We start from the raw sequence: 20,848 nt of genomic DNA, 5'->3' as shown, positions 1-20,848 counted from the left end.
GTGAGCACAGATACATTAATGGTTCACCGTTTTCGTTTAACCTTTGTGCGATCTAATGTTTGATGCCAGATAACTGAAGGAGAATTCGCTCAAGCTCATCCCATGGCAACAGCTGAGAATCTATCACTTCTAATCGTGATTCAAAGCCTTCTAAGCTGATTTCATTCACCGACACGACTCGGTTGGCAACATTAAACGCGTAACAACCTTGATCCGTATTGACCACCGCTTTAACACGCTCTGCGGTCAAGTCCGAAAGCATAGAGAAAAGCTTTTCAAAATCAAACTTATACTCTGCCCCAAACAACCACCCACAACTAAAATAACCCTGCCCTTTGTTCTCTTTGCGCACAAAGGCTTCACCAGGCGCCAACTGGAATTGAGGCTCTTGGTGAGCATGGTCATGATGATGTGACTCGATATGGGAAGAAGCGCTGCCGTAAACCCGTTCGATATCCAAGACTTCTATCGGTAACTCACCATCATGAATAAGCTTACTGAATACTTTTGAGGGAGATTGGTCCGTCACCCAGTCATTAAACACATCAATGTCGTGACTGGTACAAAGGTCAACCTTACTGCCTATAACCACATCTGCGCTGTCTAACTGGTCCACGAAATTTTGGTTAGAAAGATATTTTTCATCACTTAAGTTACGCGGATCAACCAGAGCGATCGTCGCTTTTAGATCAACGTAAGGTTCATACTGCTGTGAGGTAAGCGTCGCGATAACCTGTTTTGGATGACCAAGGCCTGTCGGCTCAATCAATAAACGGTCCGGTTTTTGGCGCAGTAACGCGGTAATACCGACCGACATTGGCACGCCCGCCGTACAACACATACAGCCACCCGGCACTTCTTTAATCAGCGCACCTTGGTCGGTCATCAATGCACCGTCGATGCCAATCTCACCAAATTCATTGACCAAAACCGCCCAGTTTTCGTTTTCCGGTTTGTTCTTCAGTAGATTTAAAATCGTGGTCGTTTTACCGACACCCAAAAATCCGGTCAGTATGTTGGTTGGTACTCGATTTGACATGCTTATCTCCGACACGTTAGTGCATTAATGCTCCAGCAAAGTATACGGAGAATGTGACTCGCTTCAACGCTTTTTATCGCGCTCATCAAGCTCATTGCGTGATGCGTAGGTATACATTTTTTGAGAATGATCAGAGTGACTTATCAACTCTGAACGCTTCATATCAGAAAGATACATACTGGTGTAAATGACGCAGGCAAAAAACGCGATAATAGCGACTACAATGGGAAGAACTCCGAGTGTGTTTTCGAATTTAAGCGCAGCGATAGCCAATGCGAAAACAACGACAGAGATAAGTGCGATAGACTTACTTTTGTTGCTTTTCATGATAACTCGCCTTTCGTAAGGGTAGCCCCTAATACCTCCTGTATTAGGGGAGTGCCAGTTTGAACAACATCCAACCTGACTATTCAATGCTACTCCTTTCGCTACTTGTGAAATTTGACAAAGCTAACATTTATTACAACATCAAACGATGAACTTATTACTAGCTTTCAGACACTTAGTGGACTGTAAAGCACTTACTAGCAAATCGACCCGCCGCTGACCAATATGTCGTTTTCATTGGCAATACAAACTTGCGCCACCAGCCTTAGCCCTTCGACTATCATCTCCAGAGACATGGAAGGCTGACTGCCATCTACTGCTTGTTCTGGCAATAATGGGATATGAACAAACCCATGACGAATAGGTTTGTCTTTTAGATAATGTTGGATGCCATAAAAAAGGTGGTTACATACAAATGTTCCGGCACTGTTGGAAATCTGGCTAGGTATCCCCTGCTTTTGCAGCGTTTGAACAATACGCTTTATCGGCAGTGTCGAGAAGTAAGCATCAGGACCATCGGCCACCACGGGTTCATCAATCGGCTGATGACCAGCGTTATCTGGAATACGAAAATCATCGACATTAATTGCGACACGCTCTGGGGTTATCGCGCTACGCCCGGCCGCTTGCCCTACAGTAATTACACAGTCTGGCTGGTGCGCTTCTATTGCTTCAATAACGACTTTCACCGAGTCATATCGAACTACGGGGACTGGGCAAGTAACTATCACACCGCCTTTTATGGCCGCAGCCTCTAATTGCTTGACCGCTTCTAAGGCGGGGTTAATGGCGTCACCACCAAAAGGTTCAAAACCGGTAATCAGGACTTTCTTCATAACAGCCTTTAGGAAAAGAGTTTCACAAATTATTGCACTCCCCTTCACCCCATCCAATAGCAAAAGTATTGATGAGATAAACCAGACAACATTATGTGACTCATGTCTAACCAGAGAGTGTTTTCTGCCTCATTGAATCTAGGCAAGTTCCGGACTATCGAGACTAACTTATTGATGATTAGTGGCAGGGCAAGGTTCTCTCATTACATGACGCACGTATAAGCTTGGTTTCCACGCTTAACTTAGGTAGAGTACGCGACCGCAATGCAATTCGAAGAGATTGAATACAATGAATATTGATAACCATGTAATCGAAACGATTGAAGAGTTAGAGGCATTTCTGCATTTAGTAGAAAGCGGCGCTCTGGGTCTTGAAGGTGTCACTGGCGTTGCGCTAGCCACCTCTAATACCGATGGCCGTCCATTTGTTGCCGTATTAGGAGAAAAGCACCAATTGCTCCTCGGTCGCTGGGTTTCGCAGCACGTATATGACAATGGTAAAGACATCGTTCGTAACGGCCCAACCAGAAAACACTAAGCGCTCGACGCCACCTATAACATCACGCCGTCTTATACACCAAGCGTATGCTTTGAAAGCAATGCGCTTGGTGTACTCAAAAAATAAAAAAGAAAAGGCTAGCCTTTATTAATTTTGTCGGTATACTGCACATCAGCTCTTACGGAAAGAGCTATTAATGTAATTAAAGATCAAAGTTTCTCTCAGTTCCACATCGAATTCCTCGTTTACGTTCCTGCGACAAAATAGTTATCTCTAAAATCATATAGTAGCACTTGATATTAGCTAAAAATTCAATATTTAAAACAATCAAATATAGAGGTATCTATGTCTAATAAATTAACTGGTTCAGTAAAATGGTTCAACGAAACTAAAGGTTTTGGTTTTATTTCTCAAGACAATGGCGGTGATGACGTATTCGTTCACTTCCGTTCTATTGTTTCTGAAGGCTTCAAAACTCTTACTGAAGGCCAAAAAGTATCGTTCGTTGTTGAACAAGGTAACAAAGGTTTACAAGCAGCTGAAGTAACTGCACTGTAATTCTTTGTGTGGCATCAATGTTGTTGGTGCCACAATCCCCTTCCACTTATTACTGTCCTTACTATTCTCTATCTAAGTTTATATACCCAAATCACTTACCTCTCCCACACCATCATTAATCACTTTCAATAAAGTCACTTTGGTATACATCTTTAGATAATCACACAGCCTACCTTGCTATTCCAGTTTGGAACTAAATTAATCTCATTCATATCTGAATCACTTCGCCTCATGCTTTGCTCATAAAAATAAAGTTTATAAAATAAAAGCGATTGGCGAATATAAGAGAAAAAATGAAATTAAATATATCTGCTCAATCAATAAATTCTAATAACTACGAGCACATAATCCCTAGCTGAGAGGTTGAGTTTGCACTGAAATGCCATTACATGAAGCCATTTATCGGACAACACTTCATAGGGACAGCATCTGGATTCACACACTTCGGAGCATTTGTTGAGTTAGAGGAAAACCGAATCGAAGGTCTCATTCCTTTATCAACTTTCCAAAATGGTGAGTTCGAATTTGATGCAGTCAAACAAAAAATTTCCATCCAGAGCACCACGTTTACTTTAGGGACCAAAGTGCACGTGTTGGTTAAAGACACCGATTCGAAACAAAGAAAGATCATGTCCAACTTAAAAGACGCGGAACACGCGGTAGGTTAGCCTGTTTTAGGTTACTTTCTAATCCATTAATCAAAAATAAAAAATAAGCTTTTAATACCGCAATTAACTTGTGACATTTCGCTGACATCGACTCATTCTAAAACCCTAATATCTGACAAAGGAAACGAATCTAATTTTTGTTTCCAGACACCATCGCAGAGTGTATTTCCAGCACTCTGTTTGCCTCGAGAGGTTCTTATGACAGCCTAGGATCTCTCGAGGCTTTTTTGCACCTATTCAAACCACCTGATTCTACATCCCAACTATTATCCCCTACACAAGCTGTACTTTGTAACTAGTGCACTAGATCGCGAACTCTGATTTAAGCAACTGATCACACAACCACTTCTAAATTTTGGGTATAAAAGTATCAATACTTTCGTTAACTAGGATGTAAATAATGAAAAACTCGTTTGATCTCACTATGCCCAACGAAGAAGGATACTTTGGTGAATACGGTGGTAGCTTTGTTCCACCTGAGCTTGAACAAATCATGCATGACATCAACGCAGCTTATGAGGAATGCAGCAAAGATCCTGAATTTAAAGCGGAACTCGCTCGCCTGTATAAGCACTTTGTTGGACGACCTAGCCCAATCTTCCATGCGGAAAACTTGTCTAAAAAATACGGAGCAGACATCTACCTAAAGCGCGAAGACTTAAACCATACAGGCGCACATAAAATTAACCACTGCTTAGGGGAAGCCATTCTCGCTAAAAAGATGGGTAAGAAGAAACTGATTGCTGAAACTGGCGCAGGGCAACACGGTGTTGCGCTTGCTACAGCCGCGGCATTGGTTGGCTTGAAATGCGATATTTACATGGGTGAAGTTGATATCGCCAAAGAACATCCGAATGTCGTCCGCATGAGAATCCTTGGTGCTAATGTCATTCCTGCCACTCATGGGCGCAAAACCCTCAAAGAAGCGGTAGATTCTGCATTCGAAGCTTATCTGAAAGATCCTGATACACAACTTTATGCGATAGGCTCTGTCGTTGGCCCTCACCCATTCCCTAAAATGGTGAGAGATTTCCAATCAATTATCGGTAACGAAGCACGAGTTCAATTCAAAGAAATGACCGGCAAGTTACCCAATAATCTCGTCGCATGCGTTGGAGGTGGTTCTAACGCGATGGGGCTATTTACTGCTTTCTTAGAGGATGAACAAGTCGCCATTCACGGTGTTGAACCTGCAGGCCGTTCTTTGCAAAAGGTTGGCGAGCACGCTGCAACACTCACACTTGGTGAGCCAGGTATTATGCACGGATTTAAGTCTTACATGCTTAAAGATGAGCAAGGTGAACCTCAAGAAGTGTACTCTGTAGCAAGTGGCTTGGATTACCCATCGGTTGGGCCTCAGCATAGTTACTTAAAAGACATTGGCCGTGTCAATTACGGCTCAATCACTGATGACGAAGCGATTGATGCCTTCTTTGAGCTGTCTCGTGAAGAGGGAATAATCCCTGCTATTGAATCCTCACACGCTGTCGCTTACGCAATTAAACTCGCGCAGCAAGGAGAAACCGGCTCGATTTTGATCAACTTATCAGGCCGTGGTGACAAAGACATTGATTTTGTCGTTGAACACTACGGCGCAAAATACGGCATTGAATCACTCATATAGCCTAACTCCGTAGCCTAACCCTACATGCAAAAAGCTACCTGGTACTAGGTAGCTTTTTGTTTTTGTCTACTATTTTAAGAAGCAAGTCCCTTTACTCACTGTTCTCACTATACCTTTAGAGCATAATTCGATTAACCGATAAGAGCTGGAATGCCTGGAAGCTGACCAACAATAGCAAGGGAGCCTGCACAAACGATAAACGCAGTGCCAGGAATCAGATATTTATCTTTGCGCGATAGTCCGTTAGCACGCTCATGGTCGCCGATAAGCCCGAGATTATCCAGCAGCATCGTGATTGCCCAACCGAAGACTGGATTAACGAATGCACAGGCAAAAATACAGATACCGGCACTGAGTGAATCTTTATGTTTATGGATCATCTGCATACCCGCTTCAAGAAGTGGTAAGAATACACCCACAATCAAAGCAACGCGCAGAACAGGCTCCCACATTGCTAGATCCATTGGGTAGCCAATTACCGCCGCCGCAATACACATGAAACCCGTCAACAGAGCGCCACCTGGAATAGGACGCTTGGCAATTGCGGCTGGAATCATGTACGTACCCCAAGAAGAAGCTAGGTTTCCGCCCCCTAAGAGTGAGCCAACCCCCTGACGAACAGATGCTCCGACCATCGTGTCGTCTACATCCATTAGTACGCCTTTCGCTTCTTTCGGGTAGTTAAGTTCTTGAAACACACGATGGCCGAGATAATCAGGGGACCACATAGCGACTGCCAGTAGAGCAAATGGAGTCACGGCAATAAAGTGCTCTAGGGTTGGCCAGCCTAGCTGCCAGCCTGTATCTTCACCCCACCAGTAGAATGGACTGAAATTAGGCAGGCCCGGCTCTGTGGTAAAAGCAAACTCAGCGCCCATCAAATAAGCAACAATACCCGCGAGTGCAGAGCACAATGGGATAGCGAGCCAACGTTTATTGATCTTAGCTAAGTAAGCGTAAACCATAACGGTTAGGCCTATGACCACAAACGAAATGTAACCTTGGTCCGTACTTGCAGCCCACGCTTCCGTCTTATTAATTTGCCCGAGCAACCCAACAGCACCAAGGTAGATCAACAACCCTCCTCGAACCCCGATACCAGTGAGAGTCATGAGTTTAGAGCCACCTTTGGTTAAGGCGAGAATTAACCCAAAAACACATACCATCAAACCTAGCGCGAGAGGGTGCCCTCCTGCAGCTGCAATCATAGGAATCAGCGGTATCATTGGGCCATGGGTTCCCGCTAAGTTTGCATTCGGGTTTAGGATGGCAGAAAACAGGATGACGAACAGGGCTCCAGCGATAAGTAATTCGTAACGCACGTTTTCTGCAATGAATTCCGGAGATAAACCAAACTGAGCAGCAAAAGCGGAAACCATGGCAGTGACCATAACCACTTTACCAATGGTTGCTGCTAATGCCGGTACCCAGTCTTCGATTTCAATACTGTAATCACGTGAGGGCAAATGAATTCCCCAGCGACGGAAACTCATGACGGTTAAATCATGATTTAGAAAGTCTTCTCGGCTTTCAAATTCATGCGGTTTTTTGCGCACATCCCTGTAAAAAGTCTTACTTTTGTCAGACATTGAGTCATCCTTTTATGTTTCAACGTTGAACTACGTCAACTAGAGTTTCGCTTGGCAGACAGACCTTCGACCAATACGAGACAACACCCACATCAAACTTCTAGGCCATACTAAGAAAGCGGCATGAACCAATTTTGATTTTGAGCTTATTAAGCATGTGTTGCTATGGGTAGGAATATTAGACATTAGTAAAAGAACAACAAAAATCTCACTTATTGCACAATAATTTAACATCGAGCTGGGACGCTTGAACTTTTAAGAGTCATTTTTGAGCAGAGAGCCAAGTAGAGCGGCCAATTCCGATTTATACTTTCAAGGTAGAGAGCACTGTGCTCGCATCCATCGCAAAGTAACTATAGATATCTCTACATTGTATACTTTGTTAAACTCCGCCCTTTAATGAGTAAGGCCCTTAAAAATGATGACTGACGAAGAGAGAATCGAGCTGCAACAGAACAATCCACTGCACGGGTTAAAGCTAGAGACTATGTTGCAAGAGTTAGTAGATTTTTACGGCTGGGACATTCTAGATACAGCAATGCGTTTTAATTGCTTTAACACTAAGCCTTCGATTGCAAGTAGCGTGAAGTATTTAAAGAAAACCGAATGGGCGAGAGAAAAATTAGAAAACTTTTACCTTTATCGCTTTAAGCGCATGCCACGCGCGAGCGAAGAAGAATACAACTTACCGCCAAGAGCTCGTACGTTCCCTCATGGCCTTGAACCTAAAGAACCTATGCCACTAACCGTTGACTCTATTCTTAAGTCACAAGCTAAAGCAGCGTCTGCATTTAAAAAGCGTTCACCTCGCGGACGCCCTGCTCGTCGCCAATAACACTATCTTGAAAAGCAATAGAGCCCTACTGGTAGCTCCAGCAGGGCTCTATTGTTCTTTAAAGGAATGGCTAGAAGCGAAGACTCAAGCTAGTGAGTATTCCCTTTCTCCAACAACTCCCGTAAGTAAACTCACATGTAGTTTACGTTTTCTATTGATTACGCTTTTTCTTCTTTTTACCCGTACCTGCCGGCTTTGCTCGCGGCTTCATTGGTAAAAAGTAGGCTTCACTCTGATCGTCTTCCACTTCAAAACCGACTACCTGCTCGCGTTCAAGTTGGAACTTATTTTTCTTTTCTATCACTTTGAAATGGTGGTAGTCGTCGTAATCGATAAGAGATAACCCTAAACCTACTTCACCAGCACGACCACTACGACCGATTCGATGCATATAATCAGCAGGGCTACGCGGAAGATCGAAGTTAATCACCACTGGAAGTTTTTCAATATCAAGGCCGCGTGCTGCGATATCGGTGGCAATAAGAACTTGAATCTCGCCAGACTTAAAACCGTCAAGGACACGAGTACGAGCGCCCTGCCCTTTATCACCATGGAAAACTTCAGCGGTAATACCGCGTTTTGACAGCTTTTGAGCTAAATGGTTACAGGCATTCTTAGCATTCACAAAAATCAAAGTCTGTCGCCACTGATGCTGTTTGATTAAGTGCGCAAGTACCGCCGTTTTCTCACCTTTATTTACACTAAACACGCGTTGCACCAAAGTGCTGGCTTCTGCGCTCTGCAACTGAACTTCAACAGGGTCGCGGAGCAAGTGCTGAGACAGCGTCGTGACTTTATCAGGGAAAGTAGCAGAAAATAGCAGCGTCTGTTTCTTCTCTGGCAGTAACGCAAGAATCTTATTGAGTTCTTCGGTAAATCCGAGGCTCAACATACGGTCAGCTTCATCGAGCACGAGCGTTTTTACTTGGTCCAACTTAATCGCGTTACTGGATACCAGATCAAGTAATCGACCCGGCGTCGCCACGATAATGTCACAGCCACCACGAAGCGCCAGCATTTGTGGGTTCACCGATACACCACCAAATACGGCAACCGTTTTGATCTTATCTCTAAGATGGTATGAGTAAGATTTGACGTTGTATGCCACCTGTGATGCCAGCTCACGAGTTGGAACTAAAATCAGGTGAGAAACGAAGTTACCACGGCGATTATTTGATTCGTCTTGCTGAACAATTTTTTGCAGAATTGGAAGCGAAAAAGCAGCGGTTTTACCAGAGCCCGTATTGGCACCGCCAACAATGTCTTTCCCTTCAAGGATATAAGGAATGGTATGAGATTGAATGGGCGTCGGTTGGCTGTATTCTAACGCTTCTAGTCGCTCGACTAAGGTTGGAATCAGGCCAAGATCGGCAAATGTCGCTTGCTGTGTTTTATCTGTCATTACGATGAGTGACTCAGTGCTAGTAAAGGCCGTGTATCTTATGCTATTTCGCGTCTGGATGTTAGAGATAATGGCCCAAACAGAAGATTGGTGAAAGAAGCACTATAGGGTTCAGGAATTTCCTTTCACTAACATGAGTTAATGGTTTCGGTAACCAATACTCTACGACCAAGATGGTAGCGTTCGAGACGAATCTATTATCCACTTCGAAATTGATTTCAGCTCATTCGGGCAGAAAGAAGCTAGAAGCATTTGCTTATGTTGCGTGAGTAAATGAATGTAAACCTCAGTACATAAAAACGAACCTAATTTAGGTAAGCTCTTGGCAACTATATGCCACGACTCGAAAAGTAACGCGTGGGTGAATCGCCATAGACCCGACGAAACATCGCAATAAAGTTACTGGGCGTCGAATAACCTAAAGCATGTGCAATATCTCCCACCGATTCCCCTCGAGCTATCATTTCTAATGAATGTATTAGCAGTACTTGTTGCCGCCATTCACTAAAACTCATGTTTAACTCACTTCGAATCAATCGTCTTAACGTCCGAGATGAGACTGCCCCAATATTGGCCCAATGCTCTACAGAATGCTTGCTGTTTGGGTCTATTAAAATTGCTTGAGTAACTTTTTGCAGTCTCGGATCTCTGGGCAGTGGGATGTGGAGTGACTCATGAGGGCTATTGACGATTTCATCGGATATTACGGCGAGAATACGTAAAGACTGTATGGATAGATCGTCTGTTTTGCTCCATATCGATGCTCTAACCGATAGGGCTTTCAACACATCGCTCATTTGGATAACACAAGGTCTCATTGGAAACCGCTCACAACTCTCTGGAGTAAACAGTAATGAACGACCTTTCAGAGAACCACAAAAATAAACACTGTGCATCGCACCCGGGGGGATCCAACCAGCTCGGTGAGGTGGTAGTATCCACGTTCCTTCATCGGTTTTGACCTGAATTAGCCCTTCATCTATACACAGTAACTGGCCTCGATGATGACTGTGCCAATTATGTGGCCGTTGATCCAAATGGTTGAAGTCGCTCCTTTCATGTTGCCACTCCTTAGCGATAAGTGCGGCGCCATTTTTCCATTCGCTGTAATCAGAGTTTGTCACTTTATTTACTCAATTCCATTTTGGCCATTATTCATTATTTTCTGTCCTCTTAACGTTACCATAGCAAGTTAGCGTTCGAGTAACATTTTAGCAACGACCATTTTATCGAAGGCAGAACCATCATGAACGAACCTATCTTTATTATCTATTACATTACAGCAGGCTTGGGCATTGGCTTTCTCGCTGGACTCGTTGGTGTGGGTGGTGGTGGAATGGCCGTCCCTATTTTTGCGTTTCTATTTTCACTACAGGGAATAGCTGATACAGAAGTGGTCCATCTTGCGTTAGGGACATCAATGGCTTCTATGATTATTACAACATTGGGCAGCATGCGCGCTCACTACAAAAAAGAGAATGTAGACTCGACAATGGTAGTAAAAATGTTGAGCGGAGTTCTAGTCGGAACATTTTGCGCCACATTCGTAGCATCGTATCTACAAGGCGTCTATCTGGCTGGCTTTTTTAGCGTATTCATGTTGTATGTTGCTTATAAGATGTTTCTCAACACTGAAAATGAGTACAATCCGAACCCAAATGGGGCTATCGGTAATATCACTGTAGGCTCGGTGATTGGCTCTGTATCAGCACTTGTCTCTATAAGCGGTGCGGGGTTGATCATCCCCTATCTTGTCCAGCAAAATTTTGAGGTAAAACGTGCTATTGGTACCTCTGCTGCGATAGGTTTCCCTATCGCGCTGTCAGGAAGCCTCGGCTACATGTTAAACGGATGGGGAAACACAGATTGGAACAACTTAGTATTAGGATACATATACCTTCCTGCAATGCTCAGCTTCTCCATTAGTAGCTACTTAACTACTAGCCTCGGCGTGCGTTGTGCAGAGTATTTCCCAAATAAAGTTCTTAAGAAAATCGTTGGTATTTTGTGTGTTCTTCTAAGTTTCAAAATGTTGGTACAAGTACTTAGTTAGAGCAAATAACACGGTCACTAGTAGGCCTTGCACTATGGTGAAAGGATAAGCCTGCAAAAACTTACTTCTCGCTTTGCTGGTCCAAGCACACAATGTGTAAGAAAGCTCCTCATTGTTGCACTCTTATGACTTTGTTAACCTGGCCAGAATTACATCCAAAATGTGCTGATGATTGTCCTTTCTGGAAACCTCGTCACGCTCCTGGCAAAGTGCTTCCTCCCCTTCTGATGCGAGAATTTTAATGCCACGCTCAGTACATTCTGCGAACGCACTAAACTGACTCGCACTAGGAATCTCTTGAAATGTCACATTGGGAAGAGCAACAAGTGATTCGGCTGGTGTCAGTGCGGGATGTAGCCGATCAGAAAGCGTCACCACGGTGATAGCATTGTTCATCAAGGCCAGAGTTTCAGGGACAAAAGTTTTCGTTAGCTCAGGGTTGATAACGACGACCGATTTCAGTTTGTTTTCAGACTGAAATCGGGGGAATTTTTGATCCGGGATGCTGGTAATATCAACGTTATTTTCACGTAACCAATGACAGTCTACATTGGTGGCGTTGTGACACGATGTTCGATATTTCTCCGGGCTTATTTTCGCTCCGGAGAGCATCAGCATAGATGTGCCGCCCAGAAAAAAGCCGACCCCCTGCACTGCATCAGTATCTACGCCTCCGGACAGTATCCCGACTGAACTTAATTCGTTCAGCCCAAGCATCAAATCACTGGTTCTGAATGTGATTTCATCAACAGCCATTTCTGCATTGATTTCGTTCGGTGCAGGAGGCTTTGGTACCACAACGACATAACCATGTTGCGCCAGGCTCGAGGCTATCCAACCACTGTGGGAAAACGCTGACCGTGTTCCGCCCTGCGACAAAAGCACAACGGGAAATTTTCCACTTGCTAAAGGGGCATCTAACTGCGTTTCGACTGATTTAAAAATGTTCCCCCTACCAAACGTGAAATTGTTTTTTTCGTTCGTTGTGGGATACCAATAATAGACTTCTACTGGCTTATCTCTGTCTTCACTGAATCCCGTTTTGATTGTTAGCGCAGAATGGTATTTCGGCTCATTCGTACTGGCGCTGGCACTGACACACAATGTAGCGAGTAGAAAAGACATTATTATTTTGGTTTTCATTTTTCCCTCAGCCGGTCAACACATTATTCTGCACGGCATCTAGAAAAATAACGCGCAGGAGATTCTCCATATATTTTGCGAAACATAGCAATAAAGTTACTTGGAGTCGAGTAACCCAAAGCAAGTGCCTACTTTGAACTGCGCCGGCACTCTCTTGGACAGAAATGATTTAGAGCATTTACTTAAATTAGCAAAATGCGAATAACTTCTGGTATGGAAAATCTGTGTCCAATCTGGCAGGAGCAGTTTAGTTATTGGAAATGCAGCTTTATCGAGACGTTCTATATGTATTGGCTTAACAGAGGTTTTGCGAGCTTCAATGCAATACCAAACATGATGCATGAAATCGCAGAATCTAAAATTCTCCATGTTCTTGGCTTACTAAAAAGTGGGATCAACTTGTTAGCCAAATACACTAATCCATAAAACCAGATCCCTGATGCAATCAGTGCCCCTATAACAAACAATAGTTTTTCATCAGGTTCCATTTGAGCAGTCACGCCCCCGAGTATCACCACCGTATCCAGATAGACATGTGGATTTAAAAAAGTGATGGCCATAGCCATTAAAACGACGTTTAACCAACTCTGGGCAATGTCCGAATTTTCCAACTCTAGGTGACTGAACCATTCCATGCTGATTTTGCAGATTGGTAGCCATACCAGAAAAGAAATACTACGCCGCCAAGAGTCAAAAGGTCTTTCCATAATGGTGCTTTATAGAGCAGTGTCCCTATACCAAGTACACCAGTACTGATCAGTAGAATGTCTCCAAGAAAGCAGATAGTGGCAACGGACAGTGCGTATTGCTTTTTTAATCCGCACTTTAATAGAAACGCATTTTGGCTACCGATTGCGACAATCAAACTTCCAGAAACAACGGCACCCGTTAACAAAGTATTTATCACATCAAACCTCAATGGATTTTGAAGCAAACACCAACGATTGCTCTATCACTGAATCAGGCATGATCACTTGCAAGTGTTTAATCATTTCTTGCCCCGCCTCCTGCAAGTGTTCTAGCACTAATTTGAGAAGAAAAGAAATGACAACATTATGGGACCTAACTCCAGCGATGAGTTTATTTGCGTTTGTTACCGCCATAACACCCGGCCCAAATAACTTATTGCTCGCCAACTCAGGGGCACAATTTGGTATAAGGAAATCATGGCGACACCTAATTGGTATCCGTATTGGCGTAATAGGGTTAATTCTGCTTTGTGCATGTGGTGTCGGTATTGCCCTACAGACTCATCCAAGTTGGTATCTCGCTATAAAATACATCGGTCTGGTTTACATGTTCTGGCTGATGATTAAGCTGCTATGTACCAACCCTTTCGCAGGCAAACCCACTAAAAGCAAACCAATCAACATAACTCAGGCTACGTTGTTTCAACTGGGTAATATGAAGGCTTGGATGGCATCACTTGCTTTGGTCACAAGTTATAGTCTCCCTTCTAACTATTGGTTCTCTGTTACATTGATTACTTTCGTGTTTACGACATTCGGACTGTTTGCAAATATTACTTGGGTCTGGGTTGGTAAAAAAATTCGTATTTATCTCAATACCGTATTAAGACAGCGCGTGTTCAACATCAGCCTAGCGACGATAACATTCATATCATTGTTACCAGTTTTGGGGCACTCTGCCTGAATGGCAAAGAGCAGGGTTTTGTGTGTATAAAATTGCCAATTATCTAAATTCGGATTTTGAATTGTAACGCACTTTGGGGCACATGCTTTTCAGACGAAAAGCATGTGGCGGCTCCTATCTGTCAGCAATCTGTTTTCTCAGATAGCCTCAGAGCGTGTTCTAGCTCAACACCAAGGTATCGAATTGTGTTATCTAGCTTCGAATATCCAAGTAAGATCTGTACGGCCCTGATGTTTTTTGTTCTGGCATAGATTAAGGTGCCTTTGGTACGGCGCATGGAATGAGTTCCGTAGTAGTCAGCATTCAATCCCAGTTTTACAGCCCAGTTCCTGATGATTGAACGATAGAATGAGTAGCTGATAGGTTGCCCGGAGCGTCGGCTGCTCGGGAATAGAAAACTGCTTGCCTCTAGGGATGCTGCAAAAATCCATCGGCTAATACTTTGCTGTGTTCTCGGAGTAATCTCATAGTGAACATCGGTGCCCGTTTTTTGCTGGATGCACTGAACCCTTTCATAGATAACGCCTTGCGAAGAAACATTGTAAACGTGTAGCTTTAGTAAATCACTCGCCCTTAACTTGCTATCTATAGCTAGGTTCAGTAGTGCGAGCTGCATCAGATCGTTTTCAATCTCCAGCCTAGTACTGATCCGCCAGATCTCTTCAAGCTTAAATGGTCTTTTGATGCCACTGCATTTTCCAGAAGATAACTTTCTCATGATGACCTCCCCTCAGTGTTTTGGTCAACATGAAATTTGGCAGTCAAATTTAGTAGGGTTTAGGAAGCTCTGAAACGTCGGTGGACAGAAATGGTTCAGTGGTTTCCCTAAATTAGTAAAGCACGGATAACTTCAAATACGGAACATTCATTTAACAGCTTAAAACTTGCTGGTATTGATTCTTTTGACGTCATCGTTCTCACAAAACTAAGATGGTCACCATGATTTTCTATTGAGACAATTGTCATCACCATGTCAAAAAACCATCAATACTTTGTGGTTATTGATTTGAGCTAAATTTCAACCTTTCGTATCGAGTTAATATGACCACTTATTTCAAATAAGTGTTGATTATGAAAGAAAACGAAAAATTTTCAGAGTCTCGCCGGAGCTTTATGAAGACGAGCGGACTCGCAATGGCTGCGGTTCCTTTTATTAGTAATCAAGTATTTGCTAATTCGGGAAATTTTCAGGTTCGCAACATCGTTCAGGATGACGAACGTGTCGTTCAAACTTGTAGTACCTTCGACTGCGGTGGTAAATGTGATATCCGTGCTCATATAAAAAATGGTGCCCTGACACAAATCACAACTCGCCCTGATGACGATATCGATGAGTTCATGCCAATGATGCGCGGCTGTGTGCGTGGGCGTGGTTATCGCCGTTTTGTAAACAACCCTGAGCGCTTAAAGTATCCGATGAAACGCGTTGGAAAGCGTGGCGAAGGTAAGTTTGAACGCATCAGCTGGGAAGAAGCGACTTCTATCATCGCTAAAGAAGTGGCCCGTTTGACTAAGCAATATGGTCCGGAATGTCGATTTGTTACCAATAACACAGCGGTGACGGGCGGTGCGTTTAGTGGCGATAAAATGCTTAAACGTCTTTTCAATCAGACTGGCGGTTACTTAAGCTATTACCATTCCGTTTCTATGGGTAACACGCTTGCTGCGACACCATATACGTATGGGACTGCGTTGTCTGGTAACTCTATGGATACGTTATTAGACTCAAAATTGGTGATCCTGTGGGGGCACAACCCTACGGAAACTATTTTTGGTCATTCAAACCATTACTATCAGAAAATGAAGCGCAATGGAACGAAGTTCATTGTGGTTGACCCTCGTTATTCAGACACGGTTGCTTCATACGCCGACCAGTGGATCCCACTCCTACCTACCAGTGATAATGCTCTGATGGATGCCATGATGTATGTCATCTACACGGAGAAGTTGTACGATGCGGACTTTGTTGCCAAGAATACGATCGGTTTTGACGAAGATTCGATGCCTGAAGGCGTTCCATCTGGCGAGTCATTGGTTTCATACTTAACGGGTGTGAAAGATGGTATCAAAAAGACGCCAGAATGGGCAGAGAGTATTACGAAAGTGCCTGCGCAGACCATTCGCGACTTTGCTATTGAGTATGCTACGACTAAACCAGCCGCTCTAATTCAAGGTTGGGCACCACAACGACACATTTGTGGCGAGCGTTCTGCTCGCGGCTCAACTCTTCTTGCTACTATCACAGGGAATGTCGGCGTTTCCGGCGGTTGGGCCGGTGGTGCGGGTTTTGCCGGTGGTCGTAAGTTTGCTGTATATGTCGATCAGAAAGAAAATCCTGTAAAAGAATCCATTTCAATCATGAATTGGGTTGATGCTGTTGATGCTCCGGAGCATGTGACTCCAGAAGTTGGCCTTAAAGGTGCCGATGAGCTTAAAGCGCCAATCAAAATGATTTTTTCTCTTGCTGGCAACTACTTAACTAACCAAAACCCTAACGTCAATCGAGCGGCCAAAGTCCTTGAAGATGAAAGTAAAGTAGAGTTGATTGTGGTGAGTGATTTGTATATGTCGCCTAGCGCTCAATATGCAGATTTGGTTTTGCCGGAGACCGCGTTTACAGAGCGCTGGAATATTGGTGAAACATGGGGGACGGGTAGCTACTTAGTGCTTTCTGAAAAGCTAGTCGAACCAGACTTTGAGCGCCGCTCGGATTATGACTGGTTATGTGACGTTGCTAAAAAACTTGGTGTGTATGATGAATTTTCTGAAGGAAGAACAGAGAAAGAGTGGATTGAGTGGGTGTGGGAAGAAACTCGCAAATTGCATGCTAACGACAATCTACCGACGTTCGAAGAGTTTCAGAAAACAAGACGCTTTGCTTTCAAAGATTCAACCTATGTGGCATTTGAGGACAACATAAAGGATGTTGAAAAGTTCCCGTTTGATACACCTTCAGGAAAGATAGAGATTTTTTCGAAACGTTTGTACGACATGAATCACCCTGAAATACCGGCCTTGTCTCACTATGTACCATCGCCAGAAAGTTTCGCCGATGAGCTTACCAAAGAGTTCCCTTTACAGCTGATCACTTGGAAGCCGAAGAACCGCGCAAACTCCACGCAATTTAAGAATCCTTGGTTACAAGAAGTCATGCAGCAGGAGTTGTGGATGAACCCGATTGATGCCGATAAGCGCGGAATTAAGCATGGTGACACAATCAAAGTGTTTAACAGCCGAGGAACGGTTGAAATCCCGGTGAAAGTGACACCTAGGATTGTTCCGTCTGTTGTCGCTATGGCGAACGGTGCATGGCGAAAACTGAATGACAAAGGCATTGATGTTGGCGGTTGTCCTAACACTTTATCTTCAGAAAGGATTACTCCGTTGGCCAAAGGTAATTCGCATCAAACAATGCTTGTTGAGGTAGTAAAAGCATGAGCAAACAACCATTCGTAGAATACCCGCCAGTGAGTGATGAACAACTTGGTTTTTTCATCGACTCTTCTATGTGCTCGGGATGTAAAGCTTGCCAGGTTGCATGCAAAGATAAAAACAATTTAGAAGTAGGTCGCCGTTTTCGACGTGTATATGAGGTCTCGGGCGGTGGGTTTGAAGAAGGTAAGAACGGAGCGTTAATTAATACCGTTTACGCTTATACATTATCGATATCTTGCAATCACTGCAAAGAGCCTGTTTGTGTCAAGAACTGTCCGACTCAAGCGATGCATAAACGCCCTAACGATGGCATCGTCAGGGTAAACACCGATCGTTGTGTTGGTTGTGGGTATTGTTCTTGGTCGTGCCCTTATGGTGCACCCCAAATGAACCATGAGCAAGGTCAAATGAGTAAGTGTGATATGTGTGTTGACCGTTTGGTCGAAGGCAAAAGACCTATCTGTGTTGATACCTGTCCATTAAACGCGATTAAGTTCGGGCCTATTCGTGAATTGCGTGAAAAGTACGGTTCACTATCGGAAGTAAAAGGCATGCCATCATCTGAGCGCACGCACCCTAACTTGGTTATAAAGCCAAATAACGGAGCCTTGAAGGATCAATAATATGCATGAGATTTCTATTGTTGTTTTTACTCTATTGGTGCAGATATCGGTTGGTATGAGCCTAGCCTTTGCCGTTGGGCGTGAGCAATTCACCGTTAATCAAAGTAAAAGCTTTTTATTTGCTATCTGTGCTGTCGCATGTATTGGCTTAACGCTTTCTCTGACGCATTTGGGTTACGTTTGGAATGCACCGTTTGCCATTACGCACTTCATGACATCATGGCTTAGTAGAGAGATCCTTTTGACTTCTGCGTTTCTTGGCTGTCTTGGATTATCATTTTTAATCTACGTCTTTAAGAATACGCTAGTGATGCCACTAGTCTTGGCTGGGGTCGCGTTTGGTATTGCAGATGTGTATGCCATGAGCCGTATCTATACAGCTGCTTCCGTCGCTATTTGGCAATCTTGGGCTACCTATGCGGGCTTTTTTGGTGTCGCGCTGGTTGGGTTTTGTTTATCTGCAATATCTATAAACCTGAGCAAGAAAAAAGAAGTATTGATTTGGCCGATAGCCCTTTTAGCACTTGGTATGATCGTTCGTATTATCGCTCAATTTGATATGCTCTCTGGCTTAGATGCAGAAGTTGAATCATTGGGCATCCTGTTCCCAATTCGGTCGGAAGTATCTTTTCGTGAATTCATCCCGCAGACCTATGTTGCTTGGGGACTTTACGCACTGTCAGTATCAGGATTAATGGTTATGGCTAAGGCAAAAAAGGCTTCTGTACCGATGGCTGTCGGGCTGAGTGCAGGTATCGTCATTGCCGAGTTTATTTTACGTATCGGCTTTTATAGTTTTTAACCACAAATGGTCGGTAGCATTACGTTATGATTGGTCATGTATTCAATGCTCTTGAGCTCAAAGAGCACGATAAACCGGAAATTTCTGTTTCATGTATTACTGGTTGTGAGCGTTGCCAACAACATTGTCCACATGATGCTATCGACCTTGCGTCAAAAACTATTGATGAAAAAAAATGCACTCACTGCGGAGAGTGTATTTTTACTTGTCCTGTGTCAGCAATTCAAGGGCTCGGATTACCCTTAAGGTTTATTATCGATGACTATCTTTTTGTCGAACCGTCGATGACGAATGAAGAGCTCTACGGATGGATGGCGTATAAGCCAAAACTAAAGGGGATATTTTGCTTACAACTCACTGTGCCACAATGCCTAGCAATATCACTCTTAAAAACCTTTGAGAGAAAACCGCTTTTAAAAGTAAAAAAAGCCGAGATAGATCCTTCGAAAAGAGTAAGTTTATCCAGTCGAGAGCGGCTTCCTATTAAGTATTTACGTCCGCAACCGTTTTATACTGTTGACGTGGTTCAAGAAAAGTGTGTGACTTGCTGGACTTGTTCTAATGTATGCCCAACTGGTGCGCTCAGTCGAAATGGTTCGACGTGGACGATAGATTCGGACTTGTGTCATGGCTGTAGACAGTGTGAGTCGATGTGTGCAAATAATGCCGTCTTTGTTAATGAGGGAAGAGGTAGTGAGCCGGAAAAGGAAATACACTTAGAGTCATGCCAGTGCAAGCGATGTCAACAGGCTTTTTATTCGATTTCATCTTCAAATGATTTATGTTTTATTTGTTCTCGTAAACCTCAGCTAGAAATGGCGGAATAATGTTAGACCATCAGAAAATTGCCCAATCTTTAAATATTTTAGCTATCTTTTTTCGCTATGCTCCAGACACTGAAAACTTTCAAGCAGTCGCCCGATATTTTGAATCTGACTGGACATCATCTTGGGCGGTAAATATCCCAGAGAAGTATGACCTTTCTGCTTTATCTGACTTAGCTCGGTTACCACTAGATGCCTGGAAACGTCATTTTGGCATTGAATATAATTTGGCTGTTCCTCCGTGGGGATCGGTATATACCGATCCAGAGGAAGTTTTATATGGAGAGTCTACGATGAGGCTCCAATCAGAATTAGGAGCTCTCGGGATAGAGTTCGCGCTCTCGGAGAAAGAGCCGGTCGATCACATTGGATTGATTTTTATGGTAATGGCGAACATTGCATTGTCAGGTCAGCTGGATTATCTGAGTGACTTTCAAGAAAAACACTTAACACCTTGGGTTAATGAATACGTGTGCAAGCTACGCGATAACGTTGATAGCAGTGCCATCTTGGCAATAATTGATCTGGTTGAAGTGACACTAAGAGGAGTAAGGCTAGGTTAGATAGAGGCTGGGCGAAAAACGAATTGGATACAGTGATAAATTAGAGTTTCACAAGTTATTTCTAATGTCGACAAGAAAGATAATCAATAAGGCATAGTTCGCCTTAGATATACAAGCCTGACTAGTACATCTCGAGCAAAGACTTATTTTTCGGGATGTAACTTTTAATTGACTTGAGCTCGCTTCCTATTATAAGGCTTGAACGTAATAAAATTAAAAATTTTCATATATAAAGTGTGAATTACATTCGAAATCTCGATTCTACAGACGTTACCTTAAATTGAGTAAATTCGTTTCTAGTGATGTCTTTATACTGTAATTCTTCAGATAACTTTTTGTAGGGAAAAGTACTAGAACGAAACTGGCTTATATCTT

At 43.4% G+C, this 20,848-nt stretch carries 21 protein-coding genes and 1 pseudogene; 12 read left to right on the top strand and 10 right to left on the bottom strand.

Going from position 1 to position 20,848, the window contains the following annotated elements; genetic code table 11:
• Nucleotides 1–52: 52 nt before the first annotated feature.
• The 3 genes from L3V37_RS07215 to pcp all read right to left on the bottom strand — a co-directional run bounded on the left by L3V37_RS07215 (nt 53) and on the right by pcp (nt 2,202).
• The gene (locus tag L3V37_RS07215; protein WP_154203929.1) at nt 53–1,039 is read right to left on the bottom strand and encodes a GTP-binding protein; all 987 of its coding nucleotides are present in this window, start codon (nt 1,037–1,039) and stop codon (nt 53–55) included.
• A 63-nt stretch (nt 1,040–1,102) separates the two neighbouring features.
• Complete coding sequence (locus L3V37_RS07210; RefSeq protein WP_237306074.1) at nt 1,103–1,366, bottom strand: hypothetical protein; 264 nt, start codon at nt 1,364–1,366, stop codon at nt 1,103–1,105.
• A 197-nt stretch (nt 1,367–1,563) separates the two neighbouring features.
• The gene (pcp, locus tag L3V37_RS07205; RefSeq protein WP_025768981.1) at nt 1,564–2,202 is read right to left on the bottom strand and encodes a pyroglutamyl-peptidase I; all 639 of its coding nucleotides are present in this window, start codon (nt 2,200–2,202) and stop codon (nt 1,564–1,566) included.
• Nucleotides 2,203–2,491: 289 nt separating this feature from the next.
• On the opposite strand from pcp, the gene L3V37_RS07200 reads away from it, so the two are divergent.
• The 4 genes and pseudogenes from L3V37_RS07200 (at nt 2,492) to trpB (ending at nt 5,551) form a co-directional block, all read left to right on the top strand.
• Entirely contained in the window at nt 2,492–2,740 is a 249-nt protein-coding gene (locus L3V37_RS07200) for a hypothetical protein (RefSeq protein ID WP_005375646.1), read from the top strand.
• A gap of 306 nt (nt 2,741–3,046) precedes the next feature.
• Nucleotides 3,047–3,259, top strand: coding sequence for a cold-shock protein (locus L3V37_RS07195; RefSeq protein WP_005375644.1), 213 nt, complete (start codon nt 3,047–3,049; stop codon nt 3,257–3,259).
• Between the two features lie 353 nt (nt 3,260–3,612).
• A pseudogene (locus L3V37_RS07190) lies at nt 3,613–3,927 on the top strand (S1 RNA-binding domain-containing protein); the annotation flags it as partial.
• A 400-nt stretch (nt 3,928–4,327) separates the two neighbouring features.
• On the top strand, nt 4,328–5,551 hold the full coding sequence (trpB, locus tag L3V37_RS07185) for a tryptophan synthase subunit beta (protein WP_237306072.1): 1,224 nt from the start codon (nt 4,328–4,330) through the stop codon (nt 5,549–5,551).
• 131 nt (nt 5,552–5,682) lie between these two features.
• Here trpB and L3V37_RS07180 read toward each other — a convergent pair whose 3' ends face one another.
• Nucleotides 5,683–7,140 (bottom strand): DUF3360 domain-containing protein, encoded by a 1,458-nt coding sequence (locus tag L3V37_RS07180; RefSeq protein ID WP_237306071.1) that lies wholly within the window; start codon nt 7,138–7,140, stop codon nt 5,683–5,685.
• A gap of 418 nt (nt 7,141–7,558) precedes the next feature.
• Between L3V37_RS07180 and L3V37_RS07175 the strand changes: the two genes are divergently transcribed.
• The gene (locus tag L3V37_RS07175) at nt 7,559–7,975 is read left to right on the top strand and encodes a VF530 family DNA-binding protein (RefSeq protein ID WP_005375544.1); all 417 of its coding nucleotides are present in this window, start codon (nt 7,559–7,561) and stop codon (nt 7,973–7,975) included.
• A gap of 151 nt (nt 7,976–8,126) precedes the next feature.
• On the opposite strand, the gene L3V37_RS07170 is transcribed toward L3V37_RS07175, so the two are convergent.
• The gene (locus tag L3V37_RS07170) at nt 8,127–9,377 is read right to left on the bottom strand and encodes a DEAD/DEAH box helicase (protein ID WP_213901309.1); all 1,251 of its coding nucleotides are present in this window, start codon (nt 9,375–9,377) and stop codon (nt 8,127–8,129) included.
• A 329-nt stretch (nt 9,378–9,706) separates the two neighbouring features.
• On the bottom strand, nt 9,707–10,501 hold the full coding sequence (locus L3V37_RS07165; RefSeq protein ID WP_005389423.1) for a helix-turn-helix transcriptional regulator: 795 nt from the start codon (nt 10,499–10,501) through the stop codon (nt 9,707–9,709).
• 122 nt (nt 10,502–10,623) lie between these two features.
• On the opposite strand from L3V37_RS07165, the gene L3V37_RS07160 reads away from it, so the two are divergent.
• Entirely contained in the window at nt 10,624–11,430 is an 807-nt protein-coding gene (locus L3V37_RS07160) for a sulfite exporter TauE/SafE family protein (protein ID WP_237306070.1), read from the top strand.
• A 123-nt stretch (nt 11,431–11,553) separates the two neighbouring features.
• Here the strand turns inward: L3V37_RS07160 and L3V37_RS07155 are convergent, their stop codons facing one another.
• From L3V37_RS07155 to L3V37_RS24180, 3 genes are all read right to left on the bottom strand, one after another.
• Nucleotides 11,554–12,573 (bottom strand): hypothetical protein, encoded by a 1,020-nt coding sequence (locus L3V37_RS07155; RefSeq protein ID WP_237306069.1) that lies wholly within the window; start codon nt 12,571–12,573, stop codon nt 11,554–11,556.
• A 281-nt stretch (nt 12,574–12,854) separates the two neighbouring features.
• Nucleotides 12,855–13,208 (bottom strand): LysE/ArgO family amino acid transporter, encoded by a 354-nt coding sequence (locus tag L3V37_RS24185; RefSeq protein WP_267135792.1) that lies wholly within the window; start codon nt 13,206–13,208, stop codon nt 12,855–12,857.
• Nucleotides 13,187–13,480, bottom strand: a complete 294-nt coding sequence (locus L3V37_RS24180; protein ID WP_346014763.1) for a LysE family transporter — start codon at nt 13,478–13,480, stop codon at nt 13,187–13,189. The genes L3V37_RS24185 and L3V37_RS24180 overlap by 22 nt, the downstream gene beginning before the upstream one ends.
• 137 nt (nt 13,481–13,617) lie before the next feature.
• Here L3V37_RS24180 and L3V37_RS07145 point away from each other — a divergent pair, with 137 nt between their 5' ends.
• Nucleotides 13,618–14,226 (top strand): LysE family translocator, encoded by a 609-nt coding sequence (locus L3V37_RS07145; RefSeq protein ID WP_237306068.1) that lies wholly within the window; start codon nt 13,618–13,620, stop codon nt 14,224–14,226.
• 121 nt (nt 14,227–14,347) lie between these two features.
• On the opposite strand, the gene L3V37_RS07140 is transcribed toward L3V37_RS07145, so the two are convergent.
• On the bottom strand, nt 14,348–14,944 hold the full coding sequence (locus tag L3V37_RS07140; protein WP_130545522.1) for a tyrosine-type recombinase/integrase: 597 nt from the start codon (nt 14,942–14,944) through the stop codon (nt 14,348–14,350).
• Nucleotides 14,945–15,339: 395 nt separating this feature from the next.
• Between L3V37_RS07140 and L3V37_RS07135 the strand changes: the two genes are divergently transcribed.
• Genes L3V37_RS07135 through L3V37_RS07115 form a run of 5 tightly spaced genes read left to right on the top strand, consistent with a single transcriptional unit; the run spans nt 15,340 to nt 20,473 of the window.
• Nucleotides 15,340–17,664 carry a DMSO/selenate family reductase complex A subunit gene (locus tag L3V37_RS07135; protein WP_237306067.1) on the top strand — a complete coding sequence of 775 codons (2,325 nt, stop codon included), beginning with the start codon at nt 15,340–15,342 and terminating at the stop codon, nt 17,662–17,664.
• A complete protein-coding gene (locus tag L3V37_RS07130; protein ID WP_130545520.1) occupies nt 17,661–18,284 on the top strand; it encodes a DMSO/selenate family reductase complex B subunit in 624 nt (207 codons plus the stop codon). Before L3V37_RS07135 ends, L3V37_RS07130 begins: the two co-directional genes overlap by 4 nt.
• A 1-nt stretch (nt 18,285) precedes the next feature.
• Nucleotides 18,286–19,086, top strand: a complete 801-nt coding sequence (locus tag L3V37_RS07125; RefSeq protein WP_130545519.1) for a DmsC/YnfH family molybdoenzyme membrane anchor subunit — start codon at nt 18,286–18,288, stop codon at nt 19,084–19,086.
• Nucleotides 19,087–19,112: 26 nt separating this feature from the next.
• Nucleotides 19,113–19,913, top strand: coding sequence for a 4Fe-4S dicluster domain-containing protein (locus L3V37_RS07120; protein ID WP_237306066.1), 801 nt, complete (start codon nt 19,113–19,115; stop codon nt 19,911–19,913).
• Nucleotides 19,913–20,473 carry a molecular chaperone TorD family protein gene (locus tag L3V37_RS07115; RefSeq protein WP_130545517.1) on the top strand — a complete coding sequence of 187 codons (561 nt, stop codon included), beginning with the start codon at nt 19,913–19,915 and terminating at the stop codon, nt 20,471–20,473. The genes L3V37_RS07120 and L3V37_RS07115 overlap by 1 nt, the downstream gene beginning before the upstream one ends.
• Nucleotides 20,474–20,848: the final 375 nt, after the last annotated feature.

Origin of the sequence: Vibrio sp. D54, from assembly GCF_021728075.1 — a bacterium.
Classification (GTDB): Bacteria; Pseudomonadota; Gammaproteobacteria; order Enterobacterales; family Vibrionaceae; genus Vibrio; species Vibrio alginolyticus.
The sequence above is the reverse complement of the archived record's forward strand: the minus strand, read 5'-3'. Positions and strand labels throughout refer to the sequence as shown.